The organism is Serratia sp. BNK-33-b (genome assembly GCF_048684565.1).
GTDB classification, from domain to species: Bacteria; Pseudomonadota; Gammaproteobacteria; order Enterobacterales; family Enterobacteriaceae; genus Serratia; species Serratia marcescens.
In genome coordinates this window covers 2,312,195-2,330,378 of record NZ_JBLQTZ010000001.1, presented here as the reverse complement: position 1 = coordinate 2,330,378, position 18,184 = coordinate 2,312,195, and the positions used below count along the sequence as shown (strand labels likewise).

The 18,184-nt window shown below is 62.2% G+C and carries 13 protein-coding genes; 5 read left to right on the top strand and 8 right to left on the bottom strand.

The window, feature by feature from the left end; all coding sequences use genetic code 11:
• Positions 1-7 precede the first annotated feature (7 nt).
• The gene (locus tag ACMGGK_RS11090) at positions 8-1,546 is read right to left on the bottom strand and encodes a long-chain-fatty-acid--CoA ligase (protein ID WP_004937975.1); all 1,539 of its coding nucleotides are present in this window, start codon (positions 1,544-1,546) and stop codon (positions 8-10) included.
• Between the two features lie 135 nt (positions 1,547-1,681).
• Between ACMGGK_RS11090 and ACMGGK_RS11085 the strand changes: the two genes are divergently transcribed.
• Positions 1,682-2,251, top strand: coding sequence for a DJ-1/PfpI family protein (locus ACMGGK_RS11085; protein ID WP_004937978.1), 570 nt, complete (start codon positions 1,682-1,684; stop codon positions 2,249-2,251).
• A 7-nt stretch (positions 2,252-2,258) separates the two neighbouring features.
• Here ACMGGK_RS11085 and ACMGGK_RS11080 read toward each other — a convergent pair whose 3' ends face one another.
• The 5 genes from ACMGGK_RS11080 to ACMGGK_RS11060 all read right to left on the bottom strand — a co-directional run bounded on the left by ACMGGK_RS11080 (position 2,259) and on the right by ACMGGK_RS11060 (position 10,128).
• Positions 2,259-2,612 (bottom strand): DUF1493 family protein, encoded by a 354-nt coding sequence (locus ACMGGK_RS11080; RefSeq protein ID WP_004937980.1) that lies wholly within the window; start codon positions 2,610-2,612, stop codon positions 2,259-2,261.
• Positions 2,613-2,767: 155 nt separating this feature from the next.
• The gene (locus tag ACMGGK_RS11075) at positions 2,768-4,210 is read right to left on the bottom strand and encodes an efflux transporter outer membrane subunit (protein WP_033645806.1); all 1,443 of its coding nucleotides are present in this window, start codon (positions 4,208-4,210) and stop codon (positions 2,768-2,770) included.
• Between the two features lies 1 nt (position 4,211).
• Positions 4,212-7,349: an efflux RND transporter permease subunit gene (locus ACMGGK_RS11070; protein WP_420276888.1), complete on the bottom strand. Its 3,138-nt coding sequence runs from the start codon at positions 7,347-7,349 to the stop codon at positions 4,212-4,214.
• Position 7,350: 1 nt separating this feature from the next.
• On the bottom strand, positions 7,351-8,493 hold the full coding sequence (locus ACMGGK_RS11065) for an efflux RND transporter periplasmic adaptor subunit (RefSeq protein WP_016927677.1): 1,143 nt from the start codon (positions 8,491-8,493) through the stop codon (positions 7,351-7,353).
• 120 nt (positions 8,494-8,613) lie between these two features.
• Positions 8,614-10,128 (bottom strand): MDR family MFS transporter, encoded by a 1,515-nt coding sequence (locus tag ACMGGK_RS11060; protein WP_420276887.1) that lies wholly within the window; start codon positions 10,126-10,128, stop codon positions 8,614-8,616.
• Positions 10,129-10,210: 82 nt separating this feature from the next.
• On the opposite strand from ACMGGK_RS11060, the gene ACMGGK_RS11055 reads away from it, so the two are divergent.
• Positions 10,211-10,879, top strand: a complete 669-nt coding sequence (locus ACMGGK_RS11055) for a TetR/AcrR family transcriptional regulator (protein WP_228009708.1) — start codon at positions 10,211-10,213, stop codon at positions 10,877-10,879.
• Here ACMGGK_RS11055 and ACMGGK_RS11050 read toward each other — a convergent pair.
• Positions 10,876-11,571: a class I SAM-dependent methyltransferase gene (locus ACMGGK_RS11050; protein ID WP_048797238.1), complete on the bottom strand. Its 696-nt coding sequence runs from the start codon at positions 11,569-11,571 to the stop codon at positions 10,876-10,878. The two genes, ACMGGK_RS11055 and ACMGGK_RS11050, sit on opposite strands and share 4 nt — an antisense overlap.
• A 76-nt stretch (positions 11,572-11,647) precedes the next feature.
• On the bottom strand, positions 11,648-12,787 hold the full coding sequence (locus ACMGGK_RS11045; protein WP_049299284.1) for an agmatine deiminase family protein: 1,140 nt from the start codon (positions 12,785-12,787) through the stop codon (positions 11,648-11,650).
• A 143-nt stretch (positions 12,788-12,930) separates the two neighbouring features.
• Between ACMGGK_RS11045 and ACMGGK_RS11040 the strand changes: the two genes are divergently transcribed.
• The 3 genes from ACMGGK_RS11040 (at position 12,931) to ACMGGK_RS11030 (ending at position 18,129) form a co-directional block, all read left to right on the top strand.
• Complete coding sequence (locus tag ACMGGK_RS11040; protein WP_197758276.1) at positions 12,931-13,794, top strand: LysR substrate-binding domain-containing protein; 864 nt, start codon at positions 12,931-12,933, stop codon at positions 13,792-13,794.
• A gap of 161 nt (positions 13,795-13,955) precedes the next feature.
• On the top strand, positions 13,956-15,629 hold the full coding sequence (ggt, locus tag ACMGGK_RS11035) for a gamma-glutamyltransferase (protein WP_016927671.1): 1,674 nt from the start codon (positions 13,956-13,958) through the stop codon (positions 15,627-15,629).
• 202 nt (positions 15,630-15,831) lie between these two features.
• On the top strand, positions 15,832-18,129 hold the full coding sequence (locus ACMGGK_RS11030) for an FdhF/YdeP family oxidoreductase (RefSeq protein WP_197783123.1): 2,298 nt from the start codon (positions 15,832-15,834) through the stop codon (positions 18,127-18,129).
• Positions 18,130-18,184 lie beyond the last annotated feature (55 nt).

The window sequence follows — 18,184 nt, the reverse complement described above, 5'->3', positions numbered from 1 at the left end:
ATTTTCCTCAGCGCAAACAGCGTTTCAACACCTTACCGGTACTGGTCATCGGCAAGCGTTCGACAAACTCGACGATGCGCGGATACTTGAACGCCGCCAGCCGCTCCCGGCTCCAGGCGATCAGCGCTTCTTCCTCGATCGGTTCTTCCGTTTCCTTCAATACCACCACCGCTTTGATCTCTTCGCCCAGCGAAGGATGTTCAACGCCGATCACCGCCACCAACGACACCGCCGGATGGCGAATCAACGCCTCTTCAATCTCGCGCGGATAGACGTTGAACCCGCCGCGAATGATCATGTCCTTGGCCCGATCGACGATGAAATAGAAGCCGTCGGCGTCGCGGCGCGCCAGATCGCCGGTGCGGAACCAGCCGTTTTCCAGCACTTCCGCCGTCGCTTCGGGGCGATTCAGATAGCCTTTCATGATGTTGTAACCGCGCACCGCGATCTCTCCCACCTGATCGACACCGTCGATCGGCTGCCCGGTGACGTCGAGCAAGCGAACCTCCACGCCCCAGATCGGTTGGCCGATGGAGCCGGGTTTGGTCACGCGGTGCGGATGGTTAAAGGTGGCGACCGGACTGGTTTCCGACAGCCCATACCCTTCGAGAATGTTGACGCCGAAGCGGCGCGAGAAATCCTCCAGGATCTGCACCGGCAGGCTGGCGCCGCCGGACACCGCCATACGCAGCGTGCTGCGCAAGCGTTCGATATCCGTGTGCTCATCCAGCGCATTCAACAGCGCCCAATACATGGTCGGCACCCCAGCGAAAAAGGTGATGCCGTGCCGTTGCATCAGCGCGATGGCCTGTGCGGCGTCGAAGCGCTCGACCAGCACCAGGGTGGCGGCGGCGGCAAATCCGGCGTTCATCTGCACCGTCGAACCAAACGTGTGGAACAGCGGCAAGGTTACCAGGTGACGATCGGGATTCGCCTCTGAGCCGTCGAACAGCCGCACCGATCCCAATGCGTTGAGCACCAGATTGGCGTGGGTCAACTCCGCACCCTTGGCCCGGCCGGTGGTGCCGCTGGTATAGAGCACCACCGCCGTGTCGCTTTCGAGCGTCGCGGCAGACGCGAACTCAGTGGACTGTGCGGCTATCGCCTGGCTGAAACGCTCCCCCTCGAGCGGCAGCCGATCGCCGATAATAAACACCTCGCGGCATTGTTCCGCCTTCGCCGCCGCCCGCAGCGCCTCTTCCCCCAACGGCAGAGTGCTGCTGCCTTCGAAACAGAACAGCGCCACCGCCGCCGAATCCGCCAGGTAATAGTCGAATTCGGCGCTTTTAAGCAAAATATTCAGCGGCACCACCACGGCGCCGCTTTTGAGGATGCCGTAGTAGATAGCCGGAAACTCCGGCCGGTTTGTGCAGGCCAGCGCCACCCGTTCACCGGGCTGCACGCCGCGCGCGACCAGCAAATTCGCCACCCGGTTGGCCATTTCATTCAGCGCCCGATAGCTGAGCGGGATATCGTCCTGTATCACCGCCGGCCGCTCCGGCCAGGTACGCGCACTCTCTTCAAGCAAGGTTGCCAGATTCAGCATCGGGGATTCTCCCTGGGGTTGAGCGACGAGAAAAGCGCCGCAGTATCACGAGTATAGATAGGCGCTTTGCGGTTCGCATTCCAAGGGGGGCTGGGCTATACCTTAGGCATTCCCCCTCCTGCAGGAGTTGTGATCATGAGCAAGAAAAAGATCCTGATGCTGGTCGGCGACTACGCCGAAGATTACGAAACCATGGTGCCGTTTCAGGCATTGCAGATGATCGGCCATTGGGTGGACGCCGTGTGCCCCGGCAAAGCCGTCGGCGACTATATCCAGACCGCGATCCACGATTTTGACGGCGCGCAGACCTACAGCGAGAAACCCGGCCACCGTTTCACCCTGAACGCCGACTTCGCCGCCGCCAAAGAAGAGCACTACGATGCGCTCTTGATCCCCGGCGGTCGGGCGCCGGAATACCTGCGCCTGAATCCCGACGTGATCGCGCTGGTACAGGCGTTTGACGCCGCGAAAAAACCGATCGCCGCCGTTTGCCACGGTCCGCAGCTGCTGGCGGCGGCCGGAGTGTTGAAAGGCCGCACCTGCAGCGCCTACCCGGCCTGCGCACCGGAGGTGCGGCTCGGCGGCGGTCATTATGCGGAGATCGGCATCGATCAGGCGCACGTCGACGGCAATCTGGTCACCGCCCCGGCCTGGCCGGCGCATCCGCAGTGGCTGGCGAAGTTCGCTGAGGTATTGGAGCAGTAATGCGGCGCTAACGGAGCTGCTCGATCAGAAAATGGATGTCGTACAGCCAGCGTTTGGCGCGCGCGGAGCGCACCAGCATAGACACGCACAGCGGCCGGGTGTGTTCTTTACAGGCGGAGGGGGAAAACCAGCGCCCGGTATTGCTCGGCGGCTGGAAATACAGCTCGTGGTTATAGTTGCCGCTGTCGACGCCGAAGGTGTCGAAGTAGCGGCGCATCAGCGTGTTGGAGTCGCTGAACGACAGATTGAGCACGGTGTTAATCTCGGTTTCCGGGGTGATGGCCACGCCCTTCTGCAGCCGCCCTGATGCGTTGAAGGCGGCGATAAGCGCGATGACCTGTTGCTGAATGTCTTCTGCCATGACGACCTCGAGCCGATATGAAGAAAAAGTGAGTGCAATTACCTGTCTGACTCTGCCCGCCGCGGCGAGTTCGGGCCGCCGCGCGGGTTTTCCGTTTCTTTACACTTTCCATAAAAAGCGCGCGCAGCCAAACGCCCGGCGCGCGCGGTCGAAGGTTAGCGGCTGAGCGTCGTCTTGTCGGCGATGACGCCATCCCCCTGCCGCTCGGCGGCAACCCCGCCGCCCAACACTTTATACAGGGTCGCCTGATTATCGTACGCCGTCTGCTGCGCGGCGATCAGCGACTGCTGCGCCGTATACAGCGTGCGCTGCGCGTCCAGCACGGTCAGATAGCTGTCCACGCCCTGGCGGTAGCGCAGTTCGGCCAGACGATAATATTGCTGCGCCGCCGCCACATAGCCGGTTTGCGCCGCCAGCTGTTCCCGCAGCGTGGCTTTGCGCGCCAGCGCGTCGGCGGTTTCCTGAAATGCCGTCTGCACCGCTTTCTCATAGGTGGCGACATACAGATCTCTCTGCGCTTTGCTGTAGTTCAGTTGCGACGTGTTATAGCCGCCGCTGAAAATCGGCAGGCTGATGCTCGGGGCGAATGACCAAACGCCCGCGCCGTGGCTGAACAGCGACGAGAGTTCACCGCTGCCCACCCCGCCGCTGGCGGTCAGGCTGATCGACGGGAAGAACGCCGCCCGCGCCGAGCCGATATTGGCGTTGGCGGATTTCAGGTTATGCTCCGCCTGCAGCACGTCCGGCCGCGTCAGCAGAACCTGCGAAGAAACCCCGGCCGGCAGGTCGCGCATGATCCCGCCCAGCGCGTCGATGCCGCCGGGCAGCAGGTTTTCCGGCACGCTTTGTCCCACCGCTAAATCCAGCGCGTTTTTCGCCTGCGCGGCGCTGGTCGCATAGCTGGCGGCGTCCGATCGCGCCTGTTGATAAACGGTCTCCGCCGACGCCACGTCGACCAGCGACGAGATGCCGTGCTGCTGGTTCTTGCGTGTCACCTCCAGCGACCGTTTGGCGCTTTCCATCGTCTGCTGCGCCACCGCCAGATTGCTGCGCTCGGCCGCCACCGCCACCCAGTCGGTGACGATGTCGGCGATCAACGTCAGGCGGGTACTTTTCGCCGCCTCCGAGTTCGCCAGATAGGTTTCGAACGCCGCCCGCGACAAGCTGGCGTTTTTGCCGAACAGATCCAGCTCAAAGGCGCTGACGCCGGCCTGCGCTTCGTAACTCTGGCTGATGGCGGTGGCATTGCCGTTGCCGGTCAGCGAACGCCCGCGGCTGCCGTCGGCGGTGGCGTTGATCGTCGGCAACAGCGCCGCGCGCTGCTCACCGTACAGCGCGCGCGCCGAGGCGATATTGGCGATCGCCTCGCGCAGATCGCGGCTGCTGCTCAGCCCCATCGCCACCACCTGGCGCAGCCTGGCGTCCTGCACATAGTCGCGCCAGGCGACGTCCGGGTAGCTCAACGCCTGCTTGCCGGCGGCCTCGCCCTGCGGCAGGTTGGCGGGCACCGGCGCCGCCGGGCGCTGGTAGTGCGGATCCAGCGACAGACACCCGCTCAGCAGCAGCGGTAAAGTTAACATCATGACTCGTTGCAACACGTTATTCTCCTGCCTGCGACGGCGAGTTGGCGGGCCGACGGGTAAACATGCGTCGCACCAGCACATAAAACAGCGGGACGAAAAAGATCGCCAATGCGGTGGCGGTAAGGGTGCCGCCGATAATGCCGGTACCGATGGCGATGCGGCTGTTGGCGCCGGCGCCGCTGGATACCGCCAGCGGCAGCACCCCGGCGGTAAACGCCAGCGAGGTCATCAGGATCGGCCGCAGGCGCATGCGCGCCGCGTGAACCGCCGCGCCAATCAGCGTTTCACCGCGCTGGTGCATTTCCTCGGCGAACTCGACGATCAGAATGGCGTTTTTCGCCGACAAACCGACGATGGTGAGCAGCGCCACCTGGAAGTAGATATCGTTCTCCAGCCCGCGCAGCGTGATCGCAAGCAGCGAACCGACGATGCCCATCGGCACCACCAACATCACCGCAAACGGAATCGACCAGCTCTCATACAGCGCCGCCAGGCACAGGAACACCACGATGAGCGAAATGGCGTACAGCGACGACGCCTGGCCGCTGGTCAGCCGCTCCTGATAGGAGAGCCCGCTCCAGGAATAGCTGCTGCCGGCGGAGAATTTCGCCGCCAGTTTCTCCATCTCGCTCATCGCCGTGCCGGAACTGACGCCGGCGGCGCCCTGCCCGGTGATCTCGAACGACGACAGCCCGTTATAGCGCGACAGGTTTTCCGGGCCGTAGATCCAGTGTGAGGAAGCAAAAGCGGAGAACGGCGTCATGCTGCTGTCTCCCGCCGCGTTGGTGCCGCGCACAAACCATTTGTCGAGATCTTCCGGCTTGGCGCGATACGCTACGTCGCCCTGCATATAGACTTTTTTCACCCGGTTGCGATCGATAAAGTCGTTGACGTAGGTGCTGCCGAACGCGCTGCTGAGCGTGCTGTTGACGTCGCCGGCGCTCAGGCCGAGCGCCTGCAGTTTGCCGCTGTCGATCTCCACCTGCAGCTGCGGCGTGTCCGGCAAGGTGTTGGCGCGTACCGCCAACAGCGATGGATTGCCGGCGGCGGCGGCGACGATCTGATCGCGCATCGCCTGCAGCTCGGCGCGGGTGGTCGCCCCTTTGGCCTGCAGTTCGAAGGTGAAGCCGTCGGACTGGCCGAAGCCGTCGATCGCCGGTGGGCTCATGGAGAACACCTGGGCGTCGCGCAGCGAGGCGAAGTGCGCCATGGCGCGTTTGGCGATGGCGTCGGCGGTGTTTTCGCTGCCGCCACGTTGGCTCCAGTCTTTGAGGCTGACGAACGCCATGCCGGCGTTTTGCCCGCTGCCGCTGAAACCGAAGCCGTTGATGGTGAAAATGGTGCTGACGTTGGCCTTTTCCTGCTCAAGGAAATAGGCGGTGACCGCCTCGCTCACCGCCGAGGTGCGGGCGTTGGTGGCACCGGCCGGCAAGGTGTACTGCACCATCACCGAACCCTGATCCTCATTGGGCAGGAAACCGGTCGGCAAACGCAGATACATCACGGCGGTGGCGATCAGCAGCAGGCCGTACAGCAGCAGATAACGCGTCGGCCGGTGGATCACCCCGCCGACCTTGTCGGCGTACTTCTCCTGCAGCCGGTTATAACCGCGGTTGAATTTACCCAGCAGCCCTTTGTCGGTCTGTTCTTCATGCGTCGATTTCAGCAATGTGGCGCACAGCGCCGGCGCCAGCGTCAACGCCAGCACGACCGACAGCACCATCGAGGAGACGACGGTGATCGAAAACTGACGGTAGATCACCCCGGTGGAACCGCCGAAGAACGCCATCGGCAGAAACACCGCCGACAGCACCAGCGCGATGCCGACCAGCGCGCCGGTGATCTCGCGCATCGATTTCTCCGTCGCCTCGCGCGGCGGCAGTTTATCTTCGCGCATCACGCGTTCGACGTTTTCCACCACCACGATGGCGTCGTCCACCAACAGCCCGATCGCCAACACCATGCCGAACAGCGTCAGGGTATTGATCGAGTAGCCGAACGCCGCCAGCACGCCGAAGGTGCCCAGCAACACCACCGGCACGGTGATGGTCGGGATCAGCGTGGTGCGCAGGTTTTGCAAGAACACGAACATCACCACCACCACCAGGACCACCGCTTCGAACAGCGTTTTCACCACCTCCTCGATCGAGATGTTGATGAAGTCGGTGCTGTCTTTCGGGTAGGCCACCTTATAACCCTGCGGCATCGCGCTTTGGTATTCCGCCACCTTGGCCTTCACCAGCTTGGCGGTGTTGAGGGCGTTGGCCCCCGCCGCCAGCTTGACCGCGATCCCCGCCGCCGGGTGGCCGTTGAGGTGCGCGCTGGCGGAGTAATCTTCGTTGCCCAGCTCAACCCGCGCCACGTCGCCCAGCCGCACCAGCGCGCCGCTGCTGTCGCTTTTCAGGATGATATTGCGAAACTGTTCCGGCGTTTGCAGCCGCGACTGCGCCTTCACCGTGGCGGTCAGCTGCTGATCGGCGGCGGCCGGCAGATCGCCTACCTTGCCGGCGGACACCTGGGTGTTTTGCGCCTCGATCGCCGTCTGCACGTCGGAAGGCATCAGCGCATAGCTCGCCAGCCTGGTCGGATCCAGCCAGATGCGCATCGCGTATTCCGAACCGAACACCTGCACGTCCCCCACGCCCTCGATGCGCGACAGCGGATCCTGCAGGTTGCTGACCAGATAGTCGGAAATATCGGCCATCGTCGCCTTGTCGTTCTCGTCATACAGCCCGACGATCAGCAGAAAGCTGCTCTGGGATTTCTTGACCGTCACGCCTTGGGCGGTGACTGCGCTCGGCAAGCGGCTTTCCGCCTGCTGAACTTTGTTTTGCACCTGCACCTGCGCGATATCCGGATCGGTGCCCTGCTCAAAGGTGACGTCGATGCTGACCGAGCCGCTGGAGCTACTGGTCGAAGAGAAATACAGCAGGCCATCCAGACCGGTGAGCTGCTGTTCAATCACTTGGGTGACGCTGTTTTCCAGCGTTTCCGCGTCCGCGCCCGGATAAGTGGCGGAGATGGAAATCTGCGGCGGTGACACGTCCGGGTACTGCGAGATGGGCAACGAATTGATCGACATCAGGCCGCACAGCATGATGATGATGGCGATCACCCAGGCGAACACCGGGCGGCGGATAAAGAACTGCGCCATATCACTGCTCCCCGCGTTGGGCTTTGTCGAGCGAGACGGCGACCGGCTTCACCGCCGCGCCGATCGTCACCTTGCTGGTGCCTTCGACGATCAGGCGATCGCCCTCGTTCAGCCCGCTGCCGATCAGCCAGTTGCTGCCCACCACCCGTTCGGCGGTGACGGTGCGCTGCGCCACTTTATTTTGCTCGTCCACCACCAACGCGGTGGCTTCCCCTTTGGCATTGCGGGTGATGCCCTGCTGCGGCGCCAGAATGGCTTTAGAATCGACGCCGTTATCCACCGTGGCGTGGACATACATGCCGGGCAACAGTTCATGTTCGGGGTTGGGGAACACCGCGCGCAGCGTGACCGAACCGGTGGCCTCATCCACCGCCACCTCGGTCAACTCCAGCTTGCCGGCGTGGGCATAAGACGTGCCGTCTTCCAGCTTGATGGCGACCGGCGTGACCGCGCCGCGCTGTAACGCCGCCTGCTGGCGTCGCAACTTAAGCATCTGGGCGCTGGACTGGGTCAGATCGACATAGATCGGATCCAACGCGCGGATGGTGGCCAACGCATCGGTCTGGCTGGCGGTGACCAGCGCGCCCGGCGTCACGGATGAGATGCCGATACGCCCGGCGATAGGCGCACGCACCTGGGTATAACCGAGATTGATGCGCGCCGTCTCCAGCGCCGCCTGATACTGCGCCACCGACGCCACGGCCTGCAGATACGCGGCTTTGGCGTCGTCTGCGTCCTGTTTGGAAACGCCGTTTTCTTTCACCAGCGCCGCATAGCGCTGCGATTTGAGCCGGGTGGATTGCACCGTGGCCTGGGCGTTTTTCAACTGGGCGGCGGCCTGATCGTAGCTGGCCTGATAGCTGGCGGGATCAATTTGATACAATACCTGCCCGGCTTTCACCTCGGCCCCTTCGGTAAACAGCCGCTGCTTGATGATGCCATCGACCTGCGGTCGCACGTCGGAGGTCATGGTGGCGTTGACCCGGCCGGTCAGCTCGCTGCTCAGGGTCACCGACTGGCCGCGCAGCGTGACCACGCCGACCTCCCGTTCACCGCCTGCGCCCGTCGGCGCGCCGGCGTTTTGCCCATCGCAGGCGGCCAGCGACAGCGACAGCCCCAGCGCTAAAAGCGTTTTCCTCTGCATTGCAATACGATCCTATTGAGAATAACTATTCTCAATATATCGAATGCCGCGATGCGCTTCTGAAAGGGTTGCGTAAGGATTCGGTAAAAGTCCGTCGGGCTGAGCCGGCCGGTATCGCGATTATTTGTGCCGCAGCGGCACGTCTTTCAAGAGCCAGGTCAGCGCAAAAGCCAGCGCCATCACCCCGGCGGCAATTTGATACACCGAATGGATCGCCCCGCCGAAAGCCTGCAGGTAATCCTGCTGCAGCGCCGTCGGCAAATGGTGCACCGCTTCTGCGCCGAGCGAGCGCGGCAGCTGCGCGCCTTCCGGCAACAGCGCCGCCAAACGGGTGTGCAACACCTGCGTGAAAATCGCCCCGAACACCGCCACGCCTATCGAACCGCCGATAGAGCGGAACAGCGTGGCGCTGGACGTCGCGCCCCCGATATGTCGGGGCTCCACGCTGTTTTGCGCCGCCAAAATCATCACTTGCATCACCATGCCCAGCCCCAATCCCAGCAGGCAAAGATACAGATACAGTTGCTGCACCGGCGTGTTATTGGTCAGAGTGCCGAGCAGCGTCATGGCCCCCAGCGCGCACAGGGTACCGACGATCGGGAACAGGCGATATTTACCGCGTTTGCTGATGATCCGCCCGCTGATGATCGAGCTGGCCATAATGCCGCCCATCAACGGCAGCAGCTGCATCCCAGCCTGCGATGGCGTCGAGCCTTTCACCACCTGCAGATACAGCGGCAGGAAAGTCACGGAGCCGAACAGCGACATGCCGACGATAAAGCCGATCAGGCCGCACAGCACGAAGGTGCGGTTGCGAAACAGCCCGAGGGGAATGATCGGTTCAGCGGCCAGCCGTTCCTCATAGATAAAGCCGCCCAGCGACACCAGGCCAAAGGCCAGAATGCACCACAGCTGGCCGTCCGACCAGGCCATTACCGTGCCCCCCTGGCTGGTGAACAGGATGATGCAGGTGAGCGCCATCGCCAGGTAACCGGCGCCCAGGACGTCGATTTCATGCCGCACTCGATTAACCTGCGACTGAAACACTGCGCCAATCACCAGCAGGGCGAACAGGCCCAGCGGCAGATTGATGTAGAAAATCCAGCGCCAGGAAAAATGCTGCACCAACAGGCCGCCGATCAGCGGCCCCACCACCGTGGCCAGGCCGAATACCCCGCCGAACAGCCCCTGATAACGGCCGCGTTCCGCCGGCGGGATCACGTCGCCGACCACCGCCAGGGTGACCACCAACAGCCCACCGCCGCCCAACCCTTGCAGCGCGCGCATCATAATCAGCTGCGTCATATTTTGCGCCAGCCCACACAGTACCGACCCAAGCAAAAACAGCAAAATAGCGATTTGCAGCACAATCTTGCGGCCGAAAAGATCGCCGAATTTGCCGTACAGCGGCACCACGATAGTGGAAGACAGCAGATAGGCCGTCACCACCCAGGACAGTTTCTCAAGCCCACCAAACTCGCCGACGATGGTCGGCAGCGCGGTGGAGACAATGGTTTGATCCAGCGCCGCCAGCAGCATCACCAGCAGCAACGCGGAAAACAGCAACGGGAGCGAAGGCGCCTTGGCTGGCGCCCCGCCCTGATCGGGCCGGATTGTCGGGTTTTCTATCTCCATCGGAGTCAGTTCACTTGTAATTAATTAATCGCATAATTAATATATGAGTCATCCTTTTCTCCGGTCAATGGATCTCACCGCGATGACAGCACGAAACGTTCAAACTCCCGCCAAGCCTCGTCGCCCCGGCCGGCCGAGCGGCGGTGCCAAAGGGGCTGACAAACGCGAGCATTTGCTTGATACCGCACTGAACCTGTTTGCCCGCCAGGGGATCGTAGACACCTCGTTGAACGCCATTGCGCGCGAGGCAAACGTCACCCCGGCCATGCTGCACTACTACTTTCATAACCGCGATCAGCTGCTGGACGTGCTGATCGAGGAGCGCTTTCTGCCAGTGCGCAAGATGGCCGGCGAAGTATTCGACGCCAACGCGGACGATCCCGTCACCGCCTTCACCCTGCTGGCGCAACGTTTTATCGACATCGCGTTGGAACACCCCTGGTTCGCCCCGCTGTGGCTGCGGGAGGTTATGAGTGAAAGCGGCGTGCTGAAACAGCGCATGGATGAACGCTTCGGTAATGAACGCCATCAGATCGCGCTGCAAGCCATCGCGCGCTGGCAGGCGCAAGGTAAACTTAATCCCGATCTCGAGCCTGCCCTGCTGTTCTTCACCCTGTTCGGCATCACGCTGCTGCCGCTGGCCACCGCGCCCAAATGGCGGCGCGAACGGGATAAAGGCCAGCTAAACGCCGAAGATATCGCCCGCCACGCCGTCGCCCTGCTGCGCTACGGCATCGGCCCGGCGCGTTAACTCACTGGCTCTGGGGATTTAACCAGCCGAAACACCGTTTTGGTGTGCCAATAGTAGTCGATCGCCGCCGCGATATTCGGCATCCAACCGTCCGGCTCATAGGGTACGAAGCCGGAAAAACCCAGCCTGCGGGCAGAAACCTGGAACCCCGCGCCGGAGAAAATGCGCGCATAGTCATCCAGCGAGCGATCCTGCACCACGGTATGCGTCTGTTCAGCTACCCTTGCGCGCCATTGCGGCCACAGCGGGTTGTCGGTGTGGCAACCGGTCACCGCATAGTAAACGCCGCCCGGCTTCAGCGCCCGCAGCATATCGGCGGCATGCTGCGCGATATCTTCGATCAGGTAGATGACTTCATGGCTGAAGGCGATATCGAAATGGTCATCCCAGCCCGTCAGCCGCGTGTCGGTTTGATAACCGATCGGCAGGTTTCCTTTCAGGCGGTTGGCGTGTTCGACGGACTGGCGGGCGATATCGACGCCGAGCCCTTCACGAAATGGCCGGATTTGGTGCAACAGACGCAGAAAACCGCCCTGATTGCAGCCGAAGTCCAGCACCCTGACGCCGGACAGTTCGTGTTCCGGCACCAGAGTTAGCAGATGCCGCCAGATAGGCGCATGGCCTTCCGCCATGGCCTGCTCTGCGTGCGGATCGCGATACCAGGTGGGGATGCTCAAGGGGGAGTCGTTCATTATGGCCTCCTTATGTTTCCACTCAGCCAACCACAGCCTAGGGCGACAAACAACCGCGTGCGCATTTTTTGAACATTCACTGCTCTGGCTTGCCATGCACCGGCAGTTGGCTGGTCACGCAGTGAATGCCGCCGCCGCCGGCGGCGATGGCGTCGATCTCCAACTGTACCACCTTGCGCTGCGGATAGAGCGCCGACAGCAGCGTAAACGCCGCCTTATCCGCCTGCGGGTCGCCAAATTCAGGGGCGATCACCGCGCCGTTGATCACGAAATAGTTGATGTAGCCCGCCGCGAAATCGGGATTGCGGCGGCTGAATCGGCTGTCGCGCGGTGCCAGCGGCGGCGAAAGCGTATGCACCTGCAACGTGCGGCCATCGGCGTCGGTCGCTGTCTTGAGGATCGCCAGATGCGCCTGGGTAACCGCATGATCATAAGAGGCCGGATCGGTATCCAGGTTGGCCACCACCACGCCCGGCCGCACGAAACGGGCGTAAAAATCGACGTGGGCATCGGTGATATCCCGGCCTTTAATGCCCGGCAGCCAGATAATTTTGCGCAGGCCGAGCATCGCTTTCAGCTCCCGCTCAACCCGCTCCCGGCTCCAGCCCCGGTTGCGGTTCGCATTCACCCAGCAGCTCTCGGTCATGATGCCGGTGCCGTGCCCATCCACTTCGATGCCGCCGCCTTCGCCTACCAGCGCGCTGCGGCGCGGTTGAGCGACGCCGTATTTTTTGGCGGCGAACGCCGCCAGACGCGCATCCTTGGCATGTCGCTGTTTATTGCCCCAGCCGTTGAAGTTGAAATCCACCGCGCCCAGCGCACCGGCGTCGTTGACGACGAAATTGGCGCCGATGTCGCGCATCCAGATGTCATCCAACTCGGTGACGACATAGCTGACGTTATGGCTGCCGCAGGTCGCTTCCGCCAGTTGCCGTTCGTGCGCGCGGCAAAATACCGTCAGTGGCTGAAACTCGGCGATGGCGCGGGCGATGCGCCCCTGCGCGGCCTGCACGTCCGCCGTGAACCCGCCCCAAATCGCACGCTGCGCGCCGAACGCGAGAAACGCCCGCTGCTGCGGTTCCCCTTCGTCGGGCAGGCGCCAGACCGGGTTAAGCGCAGCTTTCGCGTGACCGTGTAACGAAATGCCCAGCGATGCCGCCAAACCCACGCCGGCCACTGCCGAAAACTGCTTGATAAAGGTGCGACGCGTTGCCATAAATGGCCTCTTTAAATTAATTTAAATTCAAATGGTTATCCAGTTTCTTTACGCTCCGGCGCTTGAATCCCATGCTAGTCTTCCCCTGCCACCGCGACAAACGATATATTTAGTGGATATCTGATTAGACAGGCTTATCGATAATGTTAAAACACTGGCCTCCTTTGAGCGCCCTGCGCGGTTTCGAAGCGGCGGCGCGCCTGGGCAGTTTTCATCAGGCCGCCGAAGAATTGCACCTGACCCAATCGGCCATCAGCCAGCAGATCCGCAGCCTCGAAGCGTTTCTGGAACAGCCGCTGTTCTTCCGCACCGGCCGCAGCGTAACGCTGACCGACGCCGGCCACGATCTGTTCAGCACCGCACAGGTGATGCTGCAACAGCTGGCCGTCGGCATTCGCCGTTTGGATCAGTACCGCAAACCCAACCAGCTGATCGTCAACACCACCCCGGCCTTTGCCCGCCACTGGCTGACGCCGCGGCTGGGCGATTTCAACCGGCGACATCCTCAGATCGATCTGTGGCTGTTCACCAGCTTTGAACCGCCGGATATGGCGACGGACAGCATCGATCTGGCGATCCGCGACGATCTCAGCGCGCAGGCGGACTGCGCCTTCAAGGTTCTCTGTACCGACCGGCTCTACCCCGCCTGCCACCCCAGCCTGCTGGCGTTGACGCCGGAGCAGCGCGTGACCTTGCACGGCGAACGTGAGATGGACTGGAGCCACTGGGCGGTGGCGGGCGGCGCGCACGTCGGCCAACGCGACAGCGGGCTGAACTTCTCCGATCCTGGTCTGCTGCTGGACGCCGCCTGCAATGGCCTCGGCATCGCGTTGGTCAGCCAACTGCTGGCGCAACATGCGCGCGACGTCGGGCTGCTGCAACCGTTAACCGAGCAACGCGTGCGCGGCGCCAACTGGGCGTGGCTGCTGCACCGCGACAGCGAACACAATCCGCTCGCCCGGCACTTCTGCCAATGGCTCCAGTCGGCGCTGTCCGCCGGCGCATAACGCGCCACGTCACGATTTGCTACTCTGGTCAGGCGGCCCCGCCTGACCGCTGCTACCTTCAATAAAGCGTCGCAACAACCCGAAGAAAACGCGCTAACCTGCTGTTTCAAAATAATTAGTTGAATTCACCTGATAACTGAACATCGCTAAAAGGATCTTCTATGTCTGCCGGTTTATTGAAAACGATAGCTCTGAGCGTGGCCCTTGCCTGCACCGTTCCCGCCGCCTTTGCCGCCGATCTGACCGCCGGCGCGGTCGCCGCCCCGGATCAGTATGGCGCCAAGGTCGCCGCGCACATTCTGCAGGCCGGCGGCAACGCGGTCGACGCGGCGGTCGCCACCGCCTTTACCCTCGCGGTGACCTACCCTGAAGCCGGCAATATCGGCGGCGGCGGCTTTATGACGTTGTACGTCGACGGCAAACCCTATTTCCTCGACTACCGCGAAGTGGCGCCCAAGGCCGCCGGCAAGACCATGTATCTGAACGAGAAAGGCGAAGTGATCGAAAATCTCAGCCTGGTGGGCAGCCGCGCCGCCGGTGTGCCGGGCACCGTGCTGGGGTTGTGGGAAGCCCATAAGCGTTTCGGCAAGCTGCCGTGGGCCGAACTGCTGACGCCGGCGATAGGTTACGCCCGGCAAGGTTTCACCGTGGCGGACCAGCAGTATCAGTACCGTGAAGACGCCAACAAACTGTTCGCCGGTAAAACCAACTTCGGCGACTATTTCGGCGCCATGAAGCCCGGCACGGTGTTCAAACAGCCGGAGCTGGCCGCCACCCTTGAGCGCATCGCCAAATCGGGCGCCGACGATTTTTATCACGGCGAAACCGCCCGCCTGCTGGTGGCGCAAATGCAGCGCGACAACGGGCTGATCGGCGCGGCGGATTTGGCCGACTATCGGGTGAAATGGCGTGAACCGATGCGCATCAGCTGGCGCGGCAACACCGTGTATACCGCCCCGCTGCCCAGCTCCGGCGGCATTGCGCTGGCGCAGCTGTTGGGGATCAAAGAAGATCGCGCCGCCGACTTCAAGGGCGTGCCGCTCAACTCGGCGCGCTATATCCACCTGTTGGCGGAAATCGAAAAACGCGTGTTCGCCGATCGCGCCGACTACCTTGGCGACCCGGATTTCACTAACGTGCCGGAAGCGCAGCTGATCGCCCCTGATTACCTGCAAAAACGCGCCGCCGAGATCAATCCGCAGGCGATCTCGCCGACCGAACGGGTGCGGCCGGGGCTGGAAAGCCACCAAACCACCCACTTCTCGATCGTCGATGCGGCCGGCAACGCGGTCAGCAACACCTATACGCTCAACTGGGACTTCGGCAGCGGCGTGGTGGTCAAAGGCGCCGGCTTCCTGCTTAACGACGAGATGGACGACTTCAGCGCCAAACCCGGCGTCGCCAACGCCTTTGGCGTGGTGGGCAGCGACGCCAACGCCATCGAGCCGGGCAAACGCATGCTCTCCTCGATGAGCCCGACCATCATCACCCGCGACGGCGACGTCACCCTGGTGATCGGCACCCCGGGCGGTTCACGCATCTTCACCTCGATCTTCCAGGTGATCAACAACCTCTACGATTACCACCTGCCGCTGGCGCAGGCGGTGGCCGCCCAGCGCGTGCACCATCAGCTGTTGCCGAAGGATACCGTCTACTATGACAGCTTTGCGCCGCTGACCGGCAAACCGGCGGACGAGCTGAAGGCCATGGGTTACACCCTCGAAGACCAGGGCTGGAACATGGGGGATATTCAGGTCATCCGTATCGATGGCCGCACGCCGGAAACCGCGTCCGATCCGCGTGGCCGCGGCGTGGGCCTGGTAGTGAAAAAGTAACGCCCCGGCGGCCCGCCTTCGATTAGACGGGCCGCTACTTCCCCGCATTGACTGCCGCTGCACCCTTTCTTACTCATCTATACTGAAGCGACAGGCGCGCGTTTGACGACGGCGGTGTCTGCCTTCCTTCTTAGACGATAACGAAAATATTATCTTTAAATCAATCACCTGCATTTGTCGTAAGCGGTGTCGGAGGCAATCAATAATGGCGAAAAGACGAGCAGTACCCGGTGTCCATCCCTACGATGGGCCCGCCGGCGGTTGGGGCGCGCTGAAAGCGACGGCCATCGCCGTGCGCACGCAGATGGATACCTTAGAAGCGCCGGTGACACTGATGCGCACCAACCAGCCCGACGGGTTTGACTGCCCGGGATGCGCATGGCCGGATAAAGAGCATCGCTCCACCTTTCAGTTTTGCGAAAACGGCGCCAAAGCGGTGACCTGGGAAGCGACCAGCAAGCGCGTGACGCCCGAATTCCTGGCGCAAAATACCGTGACCTCACTGCTGCAAAAAACCGATTATCAGTTGGAAGACTATGGCCGCCTGACCACGCCCCTGTTTTATGACGCCGGGACGGACACCCTGCGCCCGCTGGCCTGGGACGAGGCGTTCCAACGCATCGCCGCCGTCTTGCAGACGCTGCCGCCGGAACAGGTGGAATTTTATACCTCCGGCCGGGCGTCCAATGAGGCGGCCTACCTGTTCCAGCTGTTTGCGCGTGAATTTGGCAGCAATAACTTTCCCGACTGCTCCAACATGTGCCATGAGCCGACCAGCGTTGGCCTGCCGCAATCGATCGGCATCGGTAAAGGCACCGTCTCGCTGGACGACTTTGACAGCGCGGAGCTGGTTATCTCCATCGGGCACAATCCGGGCACCAACCACCCGCGCATGATGGGCACGCTGCATGAGCTGGCGCGCAAAAAAGTACCGATCATTGTCTTTAACCCGCTGCGCGAGCGGGCGCTCGAACGTTTCACCGATCCGCAAAACGTCATCGAAATGGCGACCTACAGTTCGACCCCGATCGCTTCAACCTACTATCAGGTCAAAGCCGGCGGTGACGCCGCGGCGCTCAAAGGCATCGCCAAAGCGTTGCTGCAGTTGGATGATGAGCATGGCAATGCGCTGGATCACGCCTTTATTGCCGAGCACACTGAAGGGTTTACGGCTTTCGCCGCCGACCTGAAGGCCACCGGTTGGGATGCGATTGAGGCGGAGAGCGGCCTGGCGCGCCGGGATCTGGAACAGGTCGCCGCCGCTTACGCGAAATCCAATGCCACCATCGTGACCTACGGTATGGGCATTACGCAACACAATAAAGGCACCGCCAACGTGCGCCTGATCGCTGACCTGCTGCTGCTGCGCGGCAACATCGGCAAACCGGGCGCCGGCATTTGCCCGTTGCGCGGCCACTCTAACGTGCAGGGCAATCGCACCGTCGGCATCACCGAAAAACCCTCGGCCGAATTTTTGGCGAAGTTGGAAACGGTGTTTGGCTTCACGCCGCCCAAGGCCCACGGTCACGATGCCGTGAAATGCATGCAGGCGATGATCGACGGCGCCTCGAAGGCGTTGATCTGCCTGGGCGGCAACTTCGCCGTAGCGCTGCCGGACCCCGATCAGAGCTTCCCGGCGATGAAAGCGCTGGAGTTAAGCGTGCATATCGGCACCAAACTCAACCGCAGCCATCTGTTGGTGGCGAAAGAAACCCTCATTCTGCCCTGCCTGGGCCGCACCGAACTGGACATGCAGGCCGGCGGGCGACAATCGGTGACGGTGGAGGATTCGATGTCGATGGTGCATGCCTCGTCTGGCAAATTAAAACCGGCGTCGGAACTGCTGCGTTCGGAACCCGCCATTGTGGCCAGCATGGCCAAAGCGGTGATGCCCGCCAGCAAGGTGCCCTGGGATGAACTGATCGAAGATTACGACGTGATCCGCGATCTGATCGAAAAAACCATTCCGGGCTTCGACGATTACAACGCGCGCATTCGCCAACCCGGCGGTTTCCGCATGCCATTGCCGCCGACCGAACGCCAGTGGCCGACGGCGACGGGCAAGGCGATGTTTTCGGTGTTCAGCGGGTTACACGAAGACCAGATTGCGGCGGAACAAAATACGCTGCGGCTGATCACCCTGCGCAGCCACGATCAGTACAACACCACCATCTATGCTCTGGACGACCGCTATCGCGGGGTTTTCGGCCGGCGCGACGTGCTGTTTATGAATGACAGCGATCTGCAACGTTTGGGGCTGGAGCATGGCGACGTGGTCGACCTGGAAACGGCGTTGCCCGGCAGCACCCAGCGCCTGGAAGGCATCACGGTGATCGCCTACAACATCTCAGCCGGCTCGGTCGGCGCCTACTACCCGGAAGCCAACGTGCTGGTGCCGCTGCATTACATCGATGAGGAGAGCGGCACGCCTTCGTACAAATCGGTGCCAATCCGCGTGAAGTTGAGATCCAAAGAGGTGCGCGCGGTTAAGATCGCTTAGTGGGAACGCTACGGCCCCCACTGGCATCTGAGTGGGGGCCATTTTTATCCGACTA

Excerpts from the sequence above, each read along its gene's own strand:
- ACMGGK_RS11070 (WP_420276888.1), bottom strand. The coding sequence starts at position 7,349 with ATGGCGCAGTTCTTTATCCGCCGCCCGGTGTTCGCCTGGGTGATCGCC.
- ACMGGK_RS11080 (WP_004937980.1), bottom strand. The coding sequence starts at position 2,612 with ATGGCAGAAGACATTCAGCAACAGGTCATCGCGCTTATCGCCGCCTTC.
- ggt (WP_016927671.1), top strand. The coding sequence starts at position 13,956 with ATGTCTGCCGGTTTATTGAAAACGATAGCTCTGAGCGTGGCCCTTGCC.
- ACMGGK_RS11060 (WP_420276887.1), bottom strand. The coding sequence starts at position 10,128 with ATGGAGATAGAAAACCCGACAATCCGGCCCGATCAGGGCGGGGCGCCA.
- ACMGGK_RS11065 (WP_016927677.1), bottom strand. The coding sequence starts at position 8,493 with ATGCAGAGGAAAACGCTTTTAGCGCTGGGGCTGTCGCTGTCGCTGGCC.
- ACMGGK_RS11085 (WP_004937978.1), top strand. The coding sequence starts at position 1,682 with ATGAGCAAGAAAAAGATCCTGATGCTGGTCGGCGACTACGCCGAAGAT.
- ACMGGK_RS11045 (WP_049299284.1), bottom strand. The coding sequence starts at position 12,787 with ATGGCAACGCGTCGCACCTTTATCAAGCAGTTTTCGGCAGTGGCCGGC.
- ACMGGK_RS11050 (WP_048797238.1), bottom strand. The coding sequence starts at position 11,571 with ATGAACGACTCCCCCTTGAGCATCCCCACCTGGTATCGCGATCCGCAC.
- ACMGGK_RS11055 (WP_228009708.1), top strand. The coding sequence starts at position 10,211 with ATGACAGCACGAAACGTTCAAACTCCCGCCAAGCCTCGTCGCCCCGGC.
- ACMGGK_RS11090 (WP_004937975.1), bottom strand. The coding sequence starts at position 1,546 with ATGCTGAATCTGGCAACCTTGCTTGAAGAGAGTGCGCGTACCTGGCCG.
- ACMGGK_RS11040 (WP_197758276.1), top strand. The coding sequence starts at position 12,931 with ATGTTAAAACACTGGCCTCCTTTGAGCGCCCTGCGCGGTTTCGAAGCG.